The organism is Kushneria marisflavi (genome assembly GCF_002157205.1).
Classification (GTDB): Bacteria; Pseudomonadota; Gammaproteobacteria; order Pseudomonadales; family Halomonadaceae; genus Kushneria; species Kushneria marisflavi.
Genome location: NZ_CP021358.1, coordinates 1,111,882 through 1,126,583, shown reverse-complemented (window position 1 = coordinate 1,126,583; position 14,702 = coordinate 1,111,882). Strand labels below are relative to the sequence as shown.

Below are 14,702 nucleotides of genomic sequence, written 5' to 3'. Positions count from 1 at the left end.
TGCCTGTGCGTATGGCGCGTACAGCGCTATAATCGAGGGTTTATCACGGCGGGCAGCAGTGGGCATGGAACTGATCAGAGGGTTACATAATCTACGCCCCCGGCACCGGGGCAGTGTTGTCACCATCGGTAATTTCGATGGGGTCCATCTTGGCCATCAGGCCATTCTGGATCAGTTGAAGGCACATGCCCGGGCGCATGACCTGCCGGCCGTGGTGGTGGTGTTCGAGCCTCAGCCGCGCGAGTATTTCTCCGGTGATCAGGCGCCGCCCCGGCTGACCCGACTGAGTGACAAGGTTCGCCTGCTGGGCCAGCATGGCGCTGATCGTGTGCTGTGTTTGCCCTTCAATTGTCGGTTGCGCGAACTGTCCGCGCGTGAGTTCGTCGATCGTGTCCTGATTCAGGGGCTGGGTATTCGCCATCTGGTGGTGGGAGACGACTTCCGTTTCGGCTGCGACCGCGCCGGCGACTTCGATCTGCTCAAAACGCTTGGCGAACGGGCCGGCTTTTCGGTAGAACACACACGTACCTTTCAGATCGGTGGTGAGCGGGTATCAAGCACGCGCGTGCGAACCCTGCTGGCGTCGGGCAATTTCGAGCAGGCTGCGCGGCTTCTCGGTCGTCCCTTCAGTCTGGAAGGGCGTGTGGTGAAGGATCGCCAGCTCGGGCGCACCATCGGTGTGCCCACGGCCAACCTGCCCATGCTGCCGGGGCCGCTGATATTGCGCGGCGTCATGGCCGCCGTGACCAGACTTGAGGATGGTCGTGAGGTGCCTGGCGTACTCAACATCGGCTGGCGACCCACGGTTGGGGCAAGTCGACCGGTTCTGGAAGTGCACCTTTTTGATTTTGATGAATCCCTGTATGGACAGCGTCTGATGGTCATGCCGTGCGCGAGATTGCGCGGCGAGGAGACCTTCGCTTCCATTGAGGAACTCAAGCGCCGCATTCATCTGGATATCAACCAGGCGCGCGACTACTTCAAGCAACACACTTTCCGGCAGCACGCTTCTGACGCATTGGGCAATTTGTCCGGCGCAGAAGGGGTGGATGCATCATTGCCTTCCTGTCGCTATCCCATGGCCTCGGCGCCACTGGCGGCGGAACGCAGCAAACATGAACAGTGACGGCTGACCATCAGGTTATGAGCGACTACAAGCATACGTTGAATCTGCCCCATACCGATTTCCCCATGCGCGGCATGCTGCCCAAACAGGAGCCGGGTCGGGTCTCGCAGTGGCAGGACATGAATCTCTACCAGCGCCTGCGTGAGGCGCGCGCTGGTGCCCCGCTGTTCGTGCTGCATGATGGCCCTCCCTATGCCAACGGCAGCATCCATATCGGCCACGCGCTCAACAAGATTCTCAAGGACATCATCGTCAAGTCGAAGAACCTGGCAGGCTTTGATGCGCCTTACGTGCCGGGCTGGGATTGTCACGGTCTACCGATCGAGCACAAGGTAGAGACCACCCATGGCAAGCATCTGGAGCCTGAAAGGGCGCGTGCGCTGTGTCGCGAATATGCCGCTGCGCAGATCGAAACGCAGCTGACCGATTTCGTTCGACTGGGCGTGATCGGCGATTGGGCGCATCCCTATCGCACCATGGATTATGTCAACGAGGCGGGCGAAATTCGGGCGCTGGCTGACATGGTCAAGGCGGGATTTGTCTTCAAGGGGCTCAAGCCGGTCAACTGGTGTTTTGACTGTGGTTCGGCACTGGCCGAAGCCGAGGTGGAGTATCAGGACAAACAGTCCGATGCCATCGATGTGGCTTTTCCGGTAGAAGATGCTGACAGGCTGGCGGCGGCTTTTGGTCTGGAGACCCTTTCCAGACCGGCAGCGGCGGTGATCTGGACCACCACGCCCTGGACCATTCCGGCCAACCAGGCACTCAACGTGCATCCGGATTTCACCTATGCGCTGGTCGATACCGGTGAACGTTTGCTCGTGCTGGCCGAAGAGCTTGTCGAGAGTTCTCTGGAGCGCTTTGGGCTGAGCGGTGAGGTGGTCGCCACGACGACGGGCAGCGCCCTGGATCTGATCAACTTCCGCCATCCCTTCTATGACCGACTGTCACCAGTCTATCTGGCCGACTACGTCGAGTCCGAAGTCGGCAGTACCGGTATTGTGCATTCAGCGCCGTCCTATGGTGTGGACGACTTCAATACCTGTCGCGCCCACGGCATGAGCTTTGATGACATGCTCAATCCGGTTCAGGGCAACGGGGTCTATGTCGATGACCTGCCGTATTTCGGCGGTCAGATGATCTGGAAGGCCAATCCGAACATTATCGAAAAGCTTGAAGAAGTGGGCGCGCTGATGGCGCACAAGCCCATCATTCACAGCTATATGCACTGCTGGCGCCACAAGACGCCCGTGATCTATCGCGCCACGGCGCAGTGGTTCGTGGGGATGGATATCCCGGGGCAGGATGGCAAAACGCTTCGTGAGCGGGCGCTTGAAGGCATTGAGGCAACCCGGTTTACACCAGCCTGGGGCAAGGCGCGTCTGCACAGCATGATTGCCAATCGTCCGGACTGGTGCATCTCGCGTCAGCGTAACTGGGGCGTGCCAATCCCGTTTTTCCTGCATAAGCAGACCGGTGAGCTGCATCCGCGCACCGTCGAACTCATGGAAGACGTGGCGCTGCGCGTTGAAAAGGAAGGTATCGATGCCTGGTTCCGGCTCGATGCCAGCGAGCTGCTGGGCTCTGAGGCCAGTGACTATGACAAGGTGATGGATACGCTGGACGTCTGGTTTGACTCCGGCACTACCCATCGCCACGTGCTGCGCGGTTCGCATCCCCAGGGTCACGACAGCGGCCCGCTGGCCGATCTCTATCTGGAAGGGTCGGATCAGCATCGCGGCTGGTTCCACTCTTCGCTTCTGACCGGTGCCGCGATCGACGGTCATGCACCGTATCGCCAGCTTCTGACCCACGGTTTTACGGTGGATGCGCAGGGGCGCAAGCAGTCGAAGTCACTGGGTAACGTGGTCGCCCCGCAGACGGTCATGGACAAGCTGGGCGCCGATATTCTGCGTCTCTGGGTCGCCTCGACCGACTATTCCGGCGAGATGGCGGTGTCTGACGAGATTCTCAAGCGTACTGCCGACGTCTACCGTCGCATTCGCAATACCTCGCGCTTTCTGCTGAGCAACCTCAATGGGTTTGATCCGGCGCGCGACATGGTGGCGTTTGAAGACATGATCGCGCTGGATCGCTGGGTCATTGATCGCGCCGCGCTGCTTCAGGCACGCATTGAAAGGGCGTTTGATGAATATCGCTTCCGCGATGTCTATCAGCAGGTGCACGATTTCTGTGCCCGCGATCTGGGCGGTTTCTATCTCGACATCATCAAGGATCGTCAGTACACCACCCAGCCGGATTCACTGGCACGCCGCAGCTGTCAGAGTGCGCTCTATCATGTGATCGAGGCGCTGTCGCGCTGGATTGCGCCGATTCTTTCCTTCACGGCCGAAGAGATCTTTGAGCATATTCCGGGCGAGCGCGGTGACAGCGTGCTGCTGGAGACCTATTACGAAGGCCTTGCCACGCTGCCGGAAGACGCGACCATGGGTCGAGCTTTCTGGGATCGTGTGATCGAGGTCAAGCAGGCGGTCAACAAGCAGCTTGAGGATGCCCGTAATGAGGGCATCATCAAGGGCGCGCTGGACAGTGAAGTCACCCTGTATGTGGATGACGAGCTTTATGCGCTGCTGTCACGCTTTGAGGAGGAACTGCGCTTTGTGTTGATCACCTCCGAGGCGACACTGGCGCCGTTGAGTGAGGGTGGCGATGCGCGTGAGACCGAGCTTGAAGGCCTGAAGGTGGCCATCCGTCTGAGCGAATTCGACAAGGATGAGCGCAGCTGGGAGCGCCGTGCTGACGTTGGCGCCGATCCGGAGCATCCGACGCTGTCGGCGCGCTCGATTGCCAATCTGCCGGGCGGCCCCGGTGAGGTGCGTCACCATGCCTAAGGGGCAATACGCGCACGCCCGCTATACGCTGCGCTGGTGGTGGCTATCGCTGGCCGTCATCGTACTGGATCTGGGTGCCAAGGCGTGGGCAAGCATGTCGCTTGCCTACGCCCGCCCGGTGGAAGTGCTGCCGTTTTTTAACCTGACGCTTTTGCACAATACCGGGGCTGCCTTCAGCTTTCTGGCCGAGCATGCAGGCTGGCAACGCTGGTTGTTTGCCTTGATTGCCGTTGGGGCCGTGATTGCACTGAGCATCTGGCTGGCCCGTCTCGAGCGCCATGATCGACTCAACCAGGTGTCGATCTCGCTGATCATTGGCGGGGCCATCGGTAATCTGTTTGATCGACTGGTTCACGGCTACGTGGTGGATTTTCTATCCTTTCACTGGCAGGGCTGGTATTACCCGGCCTTCAATCTGGCTGATGCGGCCATCACGCTGGGCGCTCTGGGCATTATCATCGCCTCGTTCAGACGTGAGAAAAGCGACACTTCATCATCGGAGCGTCATCATGAAGGATAACCCTATCGATCATGGCAGCAGCGGTGCAGCACTGGTCGCCGATGACAACATGACGATCGTCATCCATTTCACCCTGCGTCTGGAAGATGGCACCGAGGTGGATACCACCCGTGGCAAGCGCCAGGCTGAACTTGTTTTCGGTGACGGCAATCTGCCGCCCGGTTTTGAAAAGCCGATCCGGGGCATGCGTGCAGGGGAAACCCGAAGGGTTGATGTGGCGCCGGAACATGCCTTCGGCCCCTGGAATCCTCAGAACGTGCAGATGCTCAAGCGCACCGATTTCGAGGATCAGGACGCGCTGGAAGAAGGTGTGGTCATGTCCTTTGCCGACCCGACGGGTGGGGGAGAGTTGCCCGGCGTGATCAAATCGGTGGATGAGCGTCAGGTCGAAGTGGATTTCAATCATCCCCTGGCCGGACGTACTTTGAGCTTCGAGGTCGAAGTGCTCGAGCTAAGGCCCGCCACGACCCATTGACCGCACTCCATGGCGGGGTCGGCCGACCCCGTCGCCGTTCGCCCATCAGGGGCCTGATGTGCGACACTGACACCATTATTCAATAGCGAGGTGGCCCATGCAGATCAGGCTGGCCAATCCACGTGGTTTTTGTGCAGGCGTTGATCGCGCCATCGATATCGTTAACAGGGCGCTCGATGTGTTCGGTGCCCCGATCTATGTCCGTCACGAAGTGGTTCACAACCGCTATGTGGTAGACACCCTGCGCGAGCGCGGCGCCATCTTCGTCGAGGAGCTCGACGATATCCCCGATGACAACATCGTCATCTTCTCGGCACATGGCGTCTCACGCGCCGTACAGCAGGAAGCCGAGCGCCGCGGCCTGCGCATCTTTGATGCCACCTGTCCGCTGGTGACCAAGGTCCATATGGAAGTGCTGCGCTATGCCAGGCGCGGGCGCGAGTGCATCCTGATCGGCCACGCCGGGCATCCGGAAGTCGAGGGCACCATGGGCCGTTATGACGACAGTTACGGCGGTGCCATCTATCTGGTAGAAGACGAAGCCGATGCCCGGGCGCTGAAGGTCAAGGATCCCGAAAACCTGTCCTTTGTGACCCAGACCACGCTGTCGATGGATGATACTTCGAAGGTCATCGATGCGTTGCGCGAGACCTTTCCGTCCATTCAGGGGCCGCGCAAGGACGACATTTGCTACGCCACGCAAAACCGTCAGGATGCCGTACGCGAACTGGCCGAGCAGTGTGATGTTCTGCTGGTGGTCGGCAGCGCCAACAGTTCCAATTCCAATCGTCTGGCCGAGCTGGCCGAGCGTATGGGCACGCCGGCATGGCTGATTGATAATGCCGAAGCCATGCAGGGCGAGTGGTTTGAAAACTGCAATGTTGTCGGTGTGACCGCAGGGGCCAGCGCCCCGGAGGTCCTGGTCAGGGGCGTGATTGACCGCCTCAAGGAACTGGGTGGGCAGGAGCCTGAAGAGCTTGCCGGGCGCGAAGAGACCATTACCTTCTCCATGCCGAAAGAGTTGCGAGAGAAGGTCATCGTCAGCGCCTGAAGCCGGCTGACATCATCGGGAGGCCTGTATGGCAGATCTGCTGCTCTGGGTAATGCTGTTTCTGCTGGCGTTTGCCGGTATGGAGTTTGTGGCCTGGTTTACGCATCGCTATATCATGCACGGCTTCCTGTGGTGCTGGCATCGTTCGCATCACAGTGAGCGTCACGGACTTTTCGAGCTCAATGATCTCTTTGCGGTGGTTTTCGCGCTGCCCTCGGTAGTGCTGATCTATAACGGGCTCAATGGCCATGCCTTGCAGCTGGCGCTTGGCCTGGGCATTGCGGCCTATGGACTGGTCTATTTCATGTTTCATGACGGACTGGTGCATCGACGATTTCCGGTGCCGTTTGATCGACAGCAGCGTTTCTGGAAAAAGCGCATTCAGGCCCATCGCATGCATCACGCGGTAGAAACGAAGGAAGGCGCCGTCTCCTTCGGCTTTCTGGTCATTTGGCCCATTAATCGTTTGAAGCGTGAACTGGCCGAGCGCCGCCGGTCCTGATCACCCTTTTTCTCTGTCCGGATTCCGGGAAAGTAGATCCTCTTCTTCTCAAGTTGTGCCGCCATCATGCCGATAGGAGCGCTGTTCAGCGCCCGGATTCGACATGATGTCTCATACGTGTATTCCTCCCTCACAGCGGGGCTTTTCCCTGCTGGAAGTACTGGTCGCCATGGTGGTGCTGAGCCTTGGCGCCATGGGCGTCATGAGCCTTGTGCTGCATGCTCAGCAGGCCAATGAACAGGCCCTGCAGCGTGGCCGTGCCACCCTTCTGGTCAACGACATGCTTGAAAGGCTGCGGGCCAATGCCACTCGTGATGCGATGCCCATCTACAATGTGGGGGAGAGTGCTCATGCCCCTATTGGTGACCTGCAGCAGAAAAATGGCAGCGATTGCCGGCAGTCCACCTGCGACAGCCAGACAATGGCACGTTTTGATCTGGCCGACTGGGGGCAGCAGATCACGCAGGCACCAGGCAAGAGCTACCGTCTTGATGGTCTGCAACAGGCGCATGCCTGTATCTCGATCACATCGCAGGCTCAGCGATTCGATGCGACGGTAACCCTTGTCTGGCGCGGCACTGGTCGTGGGAGCGCGCCGGATGCCACTGTCTGCGGTAGTAGTGACATTACCAGCGCTCGTCAGAGTGTGACGGCCAGCAGCCGCTATCACCCGGTTGGTAGCTGATGGCCTCTTCACCTTCTTCCTTCCATGCTCAGCGTGGCATCACTCTGCTGGAGATGATGATCGCCATGGCGATCGGTCTGGTGGTGCTCTCAGCCGTCATCGTGCTTTACATGCAGATCGCGCGAAGTTTTCATCAGCAGCATGCCATGGCGGACCTTCAGGTCCGGGGGCGCATGGCCACGCAGTTGTTAAGCGAGGAGCTGCGGCGTACCGGGTTCTGGGGTGAGATCCTGTCGCCTCGGCGTGATGATAAATGCAGCGATATGACTAGAGCCGTCAATATCACCTGCGCCATGCCTGTCTGGGGAGGCACTGCACAGCAGGCCAAAACACTTGGCCTCATACCTGAAAGTGCCAGCACTCTGGAATACAGCACTTCCCATCCATCAGCCGTAGTGGCTGTGCGCTACGCCAATCACGGTAACGGTGCCTGCCTGACACTGGATGCCTCGCGACAGCTCACCTTCGATCAGTCCTGTCAGGGCGACTGGCACTATCGTACTGGTATCTATCACCTGCGCATGGTCGATGATGCGTACAGCGGAGAAAAGGTTCCGGCGCTTTACGCCACTCAAATTGAGAAGCCCAATTCCGACGAAAGATCTATCAGCAACGAAATCGTGCGCCATGTGGAGGCATTTGAGGTGGAGTGGGGGCGTGATGAGACCGGCGATGGTAGTGCCAACCGCTTCTACAGCACTATCGATGTGGCCCAATGGACAATTCAGGACTGGGACCGAGTGGTCGCGGCAAGACTCTACATGGTGATGCGTAGCGAAAAAATGGCGCAGCTGATGCCGGCGCGTGAGTTTCTGGTCGCCGGGCGTGTGCTCGCCTTTGGTCCCGATCATTATCAACGGCGTCTGTTTGTGACCACGGCGACCCTGCGCAATGGCCGGCTTCGAGGGGCTTATGATTTCTGATCACCGCCAGCAAGGCTTTACGCTGATCATCGGATTGATGCTGCTGGCCGCCATGACGCTGCTCGCCGTATCGCTGGTCCAGCGAGGACTACTGGATACCCGCTTGGCCCACTATGCCGAGACCGGCGTGCAGGGCTTTCAGCAGCAGGATGGCGAGATCGAGGCACAGCTGGCGCAGCTTGACACGCTCATGCCGGTTCACCTGAACACTCAGTGCAGTGAAAAGGTGGTCCCACCAAATGGTGAAACACAGCTGAGCGTGCAGCGACTGTGTCTGGAAGATGAGCAGGTAGGGCTTTCCAGCGCGGTTCGTGAACAGCTTGAGCGTCGCTATGCCACAAGTCTTGCGTCCACGGGAAGTCAGGCGTTACACCATTATCGCTATTTCAATCTGCGCATCGTACCCAGGGATTTTCAGGCTTCCCGTGATCAAGCGCGAGGCATCTATCAGGGCGTCGTCACGCTGAGTACGGGAGGAGCACCGTAATGAGGATCGGCGTATTCCAATGCCGGGTGCATCAGTGGTTCATGGTGTTGATGACATGTCTGGCGATTTCGCATAGTGCACGTGCCGATGATGTGGATATCTATCTGCCTGCCTACCAGGCCAGCGGCGGCGGTGGCCAGCCGCAGGTCATGCTGATTATTGATACTTCGGCCAGCATGCAGACAGCCGTCGGCAGCAGTACAAGGTCTCGACTGCAGGTGACAAAGGACATCGTCAGCGGGCTGGTCAGCAAGCATCCCGGTATTAATTTCTCCCTGAGTGTCTTCAACGATAATCGTGCGCAAATCCAGTGCAACTGGTTTGGCACCAACTGCCAGGTTCAGGAGCTTTATAACGGTGGTCGTGTTGTTCAAGCCTTTACCAATACGCCCCGCCAGAGTGGCGGCGAACGCCTGTCGCTTTTAAACACTATCAATGCTTTGCAGGCCAATACTTCTACCCCTTTATGCGAAACCATGGCCGAGGTATACCGTTATATGAACGGTCGGTCAGTCACGTATGGCAAGGACAGTGGCGGTGTAGAACCCTTGAGAGATCGTAATTCCGAAGATAAAAACGGTAATTACCGCCGTCCGCTGCGTGCCTGTGAAAATGTCTATGTCATTTACATGACCGATGGCATTCCACAGTGGGACACCAATGCCAACGCAGGCATACGTACGTTGACCGGCAAGCCCTGTGGTATTTATGACGCCGTAGATCCGCTGAACTCGAACAGAGTATCGCGACAGGAAAACTGTCTGCCCCAGCTGACACGCTTTATGGCTGAAAGGGATCTGGCACCGGATTTATCCGGTTCTCAGCATGCCTACACCTTCACTATCGGTTTTACCACCCAGCAGCAACTGCTTCAGGATGCCGCCCAGCCGCCGCCGGGCATTTCGCAGGGTTACTACGAAGCCAACGACCGGGACGGACTGGATCTGGCCTTCAGTCGAATTCTGGGCAGCATCATTGAAAACGAAACCCAGTCGCAGCGTTTCAGCACGGTGGCCAACATCGAGGGTACGGAAAACCTGGGGTTGGTCTATGCGCCCGGTTTTTTGCCACGAGGCTATGTGCCCTGGACCGGCAATCTGAAAAAGTTTGCGGTAGAGGCGGGCCAGTCCGTTAATCCGGTCAAACGGGACCTTTGGAGTCGAGGCATTTCGGAGGTTGCCGCGCCAAATGCCGTCGAGCAGGGGGGCATCGGCGCGCGTTTGCTTGAGCAGGCGGTTTCGGGCAGAAACCTTTATACCGATCTTGGCAAGGACGCCGCCTTTGGCCCGCTCGCCAGGCCCGGAATCGATCAGACCCTTGATGGTGATGGTATCGATGCGCGTGCTCTGGGCGTTCTCAAACAGGCGGGCTATAGCTCCCGACAGCTGGCGGACTGGATTTACGGACGAGATGTGACCGGTGAAAGCGAGACGGATATCCGGCCCTGGATAATGGGCGATATCGTTCACTCGCAGCCGTTGGCCATCAATTATGGCTGTGCCGATGCGACTTCAAATTGTCCGGTCGACAGGCAGCGCATTCGCATTTTCGCCGGGACCAATGAGGGGGTGCTTCACGCCATAGATGATGCCAGCGGGAGTGAGCGCTGGGCCTTCTGGCCTCGCGAGACAGCAGCCATCGCCGTTTATCGCATGCTCAATACTCGCCCGGAGTATCCATGGCCTGAGGATGCTGGCGGTCAACAGTATATTTCTCAGTCGACGCACTACGGCATTGATGGCTCACCCGGGGCCTGGCTTTCCTATGGCACGAAGATCGATTCGACGGGTCAGCGCCATGCAACCCTTGACAAGGCAATACTGGCGTTCGGATTTGGTCGAGGTGGCCGTGGCTATTATGGACTGAACGTGACGGCTCCGGACGAGCCGAAAATGGCCTGGCACACCGCTGCATCGGACTGGGGGCAGAGCTGGTCCACACCGGTGGCAGTGACGCTGGCCGATGGACGGGCCGTGTTTCTGGTGGGCATGGGATACGACGTCATGGCCGACCGTGGGCCCGCCCGGTTGGGCGCAGGCATGGTAGTGATCGATGCCCAAAGCGGTGTCATCATTGCCTCGCTCAAGGGGCCGAAAGACAGTGTGCCAGCGACCCTGACACCCGTGGATCGAGATTTTGACGGGGCAGTGGACGGTGCCTTCTTTGGCGATACGGGTGGCAATGTCTGGTTCGCCGATCTGCAGCTGGGGGATGATGGCTCGGACGGTAAAAGAACGACCTCGGACTGGCAGCTCCACCAGGTGGCCACACTGGGGCGTCATGATCAGGAAGGTATTGATCGCGCCTTTTTCAATCGAGCCAACCTGGTGCGCACCTATCTGGATCAAAAGCCCGTGGATCTATTGATGCTGGGCAGCGGTAATCGTGCCAGCCCGCTGGACGCCGACAGCCATGATGCGTTTTATATTCTCGACGTCAGCCGCTGGCTCGGTGGTTCCCTCAGGACCCCTGTACCCGGCATACTCAGCAATAATGATCTAATTGAGGCGTTGGCGCAGGATTCCACCTATATGCTTCGTGCTCCGGTAGATCAAAGAGGGTTTCTGGACACGAGCGCCTTTCATGGCTGGCGGCTGATGCTGCCGGATGGAGAAAAGGTGCTGTCAGATGCCTCAACGATCGCCGGCAATACACTGTTCACGACTTACCAGCCTGAAGTGCCTGCTGACATGTGCATGGCCGCTCGTGGCGTTTCAACACTATATGGTTTTTCCCTGCCGGCCTGGCGTGACAATGGGCATCGGCATGAGCAGCAAGGCGCTACGGTCAAAAGTGCCAATATGGGTAACTATCTGCAGGAAACACCGACCTTCCTGATAGAAGGACTACGTACTCGGGTGCTGGACAGTGACAGGGCTCGACGGGTTGCAGAAGTGCTTGGCAATGAGAGTACGTCAAGCACTGACGATGATAATGGCTGCGGTCAGTATGATGCCGAGGACGAGGCCTTTCGGGAGTGTCTGGTCACGGCGCCGCTATGGTGGTATCAGCAGTGATCACGTGGGATATCGTACATATTATATGGCCATGTCAGGCAATAACATAATAAAGGCCTCAGAGGGCCGGGTGCAGGGAACCGATGCTGGGAATCTACGAGCAGATATTCGGAAACAGCGACTACCAGCGCCTCGCTCGCTGGTTGCGGCTGGGACTGTTCATGCTGGCCTATTTTTTGCTGGTGCTGGCGGGCACAAGGCTCTCCAGTATGGAGGACGCCGTGGTGGCCCCGTGGTTTGCCGGGCCCATGGCCATCGCGGGACTGGTTCGTTTGCATCCGCGGGACTGGGCCATACCGATGGTGGGTATCTTGCTGGCAGATGTGCTGGCCCAATATCTTTGCCACACACCTCATGAAGTTCTCCTATATACCTTTGTTAATGGCCTCGAAATTCTGGGAGGCGCTTTCTGGTTACGCTGGCAGTTTAAAGGGGTGCTCATTACGAGCTCCGTTTCTTCCTTTTTGAGTATCCTGCTGATTGGTGCCTTTTTAATTCCGCTGATCAGTTCTCTGATGTTGGCATTGACAGTCTCGCTGCCTGAAACAGGTTTTTTCCAGTCATGGTGGATTCACTATCTGTCGGGCTGTCTGGGGATGCTTATCATGCTGCCGGTGGCCCTCAAAAGCTCCATCGGTCGCTGGCGGGAGCTGCTTTCTTCCCGCATTCTGAACGGGTTTAATGCCGTGCTGCTTCTGACCGTAGCGGTGAATGCGGTCATCATTTTGTTTTTTCCCGATGAAGTGACCTGGAGCATCGGCATGTTGCTGCTCGGGGCGCTGCTGTTCGATTTTTTTCGAAGCACCCTGCTCAATATCGTGAGTGTCAGTTCACTGGTGGTACTGGTGCATTTCTACCAGCAGGACGATGCCGTTCACATCGGCATGTTTCATTACATCACCATCGTCCTGACGGTGTTGCCGGCGCTTTTACTCGCAATGGCATTACATGATTTTCGTCGGGAGCAGTTACGACTACAGCAAAGCGAGCAGCGCTGGAAGTCTGCACTGGAGGGGAGTGGGCAGGGCGTCTGGGAGATTGACCTTGTGCGCCGCCAGATCAGTGCCTCTCTGGAGGCGCATCGTATGCTCGGGGAGGAGGCGGGCGCTTCCTTCTCGATGGATCTATGGCGTGAGAAAACCCACCCGGATGATGTGGCACACGTGGAACAGGCGCTTGCCGCTCATATTGCAGGAGAAACACCACTGTATGTGGTGCAATATCGCGCGCGCCAGAAAGATGGCAGCTACCGCTGGTATCAGTCACGCGGCAAGGTTATGCAGTTCGATGAACTGGACCGGCCGCTGCAGATGGTCGGCACGCTGATCGATATCCATGCTGCCCGCCAGTTGGAACTGGAACGCGAACAGCTCGCTCATGATCTGCAGGAGGAAAAGGAGCGTTTGCAGGTCACGCTTGATTCGATCGGGGATGGTGTCATTGCCACTGATATGGCCGGCAATGTCGTGTTCATGAACCCCGTCGCCGAAGAGATCACCGGCTGGAACTTCTCTCGGGCCAGGCAATGTCCGCTTCAGGAGGTGTTTCATCTTCACGGGCCGGATATGGCACCGCAGTCGCTCGAATTGATCAATACCTGCCTGTCACGCAACGAAGCTGTATGAGCGGCGACGATGCGGTATTGATCAACAGGGATCAGGAGGCTCGCGAAATCAATGCGACGGCTGCGCCAGTACGAGCCGCAGGTGGGTCTCCCATGGGGATGATTGTGGTCTTTCAGGATCTGTCGCGTGCCCGTGAGCTCCAGCGGCGCCTGAGCTTTACCGACAGCCATGATGCATTGACAGGATTATATAATCGTCGACGCTTCGAGCAGGCCGTTGAGGAGGCCATCGATCAGAGTGGGGCAGCGCCTGCCATTCTGGCGATCCTGAATCTTGACCATTTCCGGGTCATTAACGATTCGGCAGGACACCTGGCAGGGGATGCACTGCTGATCGAGATTGCCCGTCTGATCGAACGGTATCTCGATGACCGGGATGTGCTGGCGCGATTGGGTGGAGACGAGTTCGCCCTGCTGCTTCATGGGCGCGATATCGAAGCATCGGCGGTATGGGTGGAGACCGTGATTGAAGCCATCAGTGCTCTGAGGTTTTCCTGGGAAGGACGAGTTCATGAAGTGAGTGTCAGCGCCGGGCTGATACCGGTAGATAATCAGGCTGAAAGCTTTGGCACCCTGCTCAGTCGCGTCAACGTCGCCTGTTATACCTCACGACAGTATGGTCGAAACCGGGCAACCATTTATCATCCCGGGCAGGAAGATATCGAGCAGTACCATCGCGATATCTTCATGGCGGCAGGGCTGCGCGAGGCGATTGAAAATGATCGTTTCGTACTGTTTTGTCAGCGAATTGTTCCCCTGCAGGGTGAGGGCAGCGATTATCTGGAAATCCTGGTCAGGATGCTGGGACGGGAGGGCGAGATAGTGGCGCCGGGCGCCTTCATTCCGGTGGCTGAACGCTACGGTATCATGGCTGCCGTGGATCGCTGGGTGATCGAGCATGCGCTTGTCCATGACGGCGAGCGTATGGAACAGGTACGCAATGGCCGCTCACTGAGCATCAATTTATCTGCCAATTCGCTCAACGATGCCACCTTCCTGCCCTGGTTACAGGAGATCCTGTCGGCATCTCCTCTTCCGCCTCAGGCACTGATATTTGAAATTACGGAAACGGCACTCATGAACCATCTCGCTCTGGCCGTTGAGGTCATTGCCGAGCTGCGCAGTGCGGGGTGTCGTATTGCACTGGATGATTTCGGAAGCGGATTGAGCTCGTTTGGATACCTGCGCAATTTCGTTGTCGATATCATCAAGATTGACGGTGGTTTTATCCGTCACGTGAGTGACAATGCGGTGGATCAGGTGATTGTCGATGCCATCAATCAGATTGCTCAGCGCCTGGGTGCATTGACCGTGGCCGAATTTATCGAGGACAGCGCCAGCGTGGAAAAGCTTGTCAAAATGGGTGTGAATTATGGTCAGGGGTATTATCTGCATCGCCCGATGCCGCTCGAGAAGCTCTGGCTTGAATAAACGCCCGGG

At 57.8% G+C, this 14,702-nt stretch carries 12 protein-coding genes; all 12 read left to right on the top strand.

What is annotated here, in order from left to right; translation table 11 throughout:
• The first annotated feature begins 64 nt into the window (after nt 1-64).
• The 12 genes from ribF (at nt 65) to B9H00_RS05225 (ending at nt 14,693) form a co-directional block, all read left to right on the top strand.
• Complete coding sequence (gene ribF / locus B9H00_RS05280; protein ID WP_086899764.1) at nt 65-1,126, top strand: bifunctional riboflavin kinase/FAD synthetase; 1,062 nt, start codon at nt 65-67, stop codon at nt 1,124-1,126.
• A 17-nt stretch (nt 1,127-1,143) separates the two neighbouring features.
• A complete protein-coding gene (gene ileS / locus B9H00_RS05275) occupies nt 1,144-3,978 on the top strand; it encodes an isoleucine--tRNA ligase (protein ID WP_086899763.1) in 2,835 nt (944 codons plus the stop codon).
• On the top strand, nt 3,971-4,498 hold the full coding sequence (lspA, locus tag B9H00_RS05270) for a signal peptidase II (RefSeq protein WP_086899762.1): 528 nt from the start codon (nt 3,971-3,973) through the stop codon (nt 4,496-4,498). Before ileS ends, lspA begins: the two co-directional genes overlap by 8 nt.
• Nucleotides 4,488-4,973, top strand: a complete 486-nt coding sequence (locus B9H00_RS05265; protein WP_086899761.1) for an FKBP-type peptidyl-prolyl cis-trans isomerase — start codon at nt 4,488-4,490, stop codon at nt 4,971-4,973. Before lspA ends, B9H00_RS05265 begins: the two co-directional genes overlap by 11 nt.
• 97 nt (nt 4,974-5,070) lie before the next feature.
• Nucleotides 5,071-6,024 (top strand): 4-hydroxy-3-methylbut-2-enyl diphosphate reductase, encoded by a 954-nt coding sequence (gene ispH / locus B9H00_RS05260; RefSeq protein ID WP_086899760.1) that lies wholly within the window; start codon nt 5,071-5,073, stop codon nt 6,022-6,024.
• 28 nt (nt 6,025-6,052) lie between these two features.
• Complete coding sequence (locus B9H00_RS05255; protein WP_086899759.1) at nt 6,053-6,526, top strand: sterol desaturase family protein; 474 nt, start codon at nt 6,053-6,055, stop codon at nt 6,524-6,526.
• Between the two features lie 103 nt (nt 6,527-6,629).
• Complete coding sequence (pilV, locus tag B9H00_RS05250; RefSeq protein ID WP_086899758.1) at nt 6,630-7,211, top strand: type IV pilus modification protein PilV; 582 nt, start codon at nt 6,630-6,632, stop codon at nt 7,209-7,211.
• Complete coding sequence (locus B9H00_RS05245; RefSeq protein WP_086899757.1) at nt 7,211-8,134, top strand: PilW family protein; 924 nt, start codon at nt 7,211-7,213, stop codon at nt 8,132-8,134. Before pilV ends, B9H00_RS05245 begins: the two co-directional genes overlap by 1 nt.
• Nucleotides 8,124-8,621 carry a PilX N-terminal domain-containing pilus assembly protein gene (locus tag B9H00_RS05240; RefSeq protein WP_147376585.1) on the top strand — a complete coding sequence of 166 codons (498 nt, stop codon included), beginning with the start codon at nt 8,124-8,126 and terminating at the stop codon, nt 8,619-8,621. The genes B9H00_RS05245 and B9H00_RS05240 overlap by 11 nt, the downstream gene beginning before the upstream one ends.
• Complete coding sequence (locus B9H00_RS05235; protein ID WP_086899755.1) at nt 8,621-11,638, top strand: PilC/PilY family type IV pilus protein; 3,018 nt, start codon at nt 8,621-8,623, stop codon at nt 11,636-11,638. Before B9H00_RS05240 ends, B9H00_RS05235 begins: the two co-directional genes overlap by 1 nt.
• An 83-nt stretch (nt 11,639-11,721) precedes the next feature.
• On the top strand, nt 11,722-13,263 hold the full coding sequence (locus B9H00_RS05230; protein WP_086899754.1) for a PAS domain-containing protein: 1,542 nt from the start codon (nt 11,722-11,724) through the stop codon (nt 13,261-13,263).
• Entirely contained in the window at nt 13,260-14,693 is a 1,434-nt protein-coding gene (locus tag B9H00_RS05225) for an EAL domain-containing protein (protein WP_169713420.1), read from the top strand. The genes B9H00_RS05230 and B9H00_RS05225 overlap by 4 nt, the downstream gene beginning before the upstream one ends.
• The last annotated feature ends 9 nt before the right edge of the window (nt 14,694-14,702 follow it).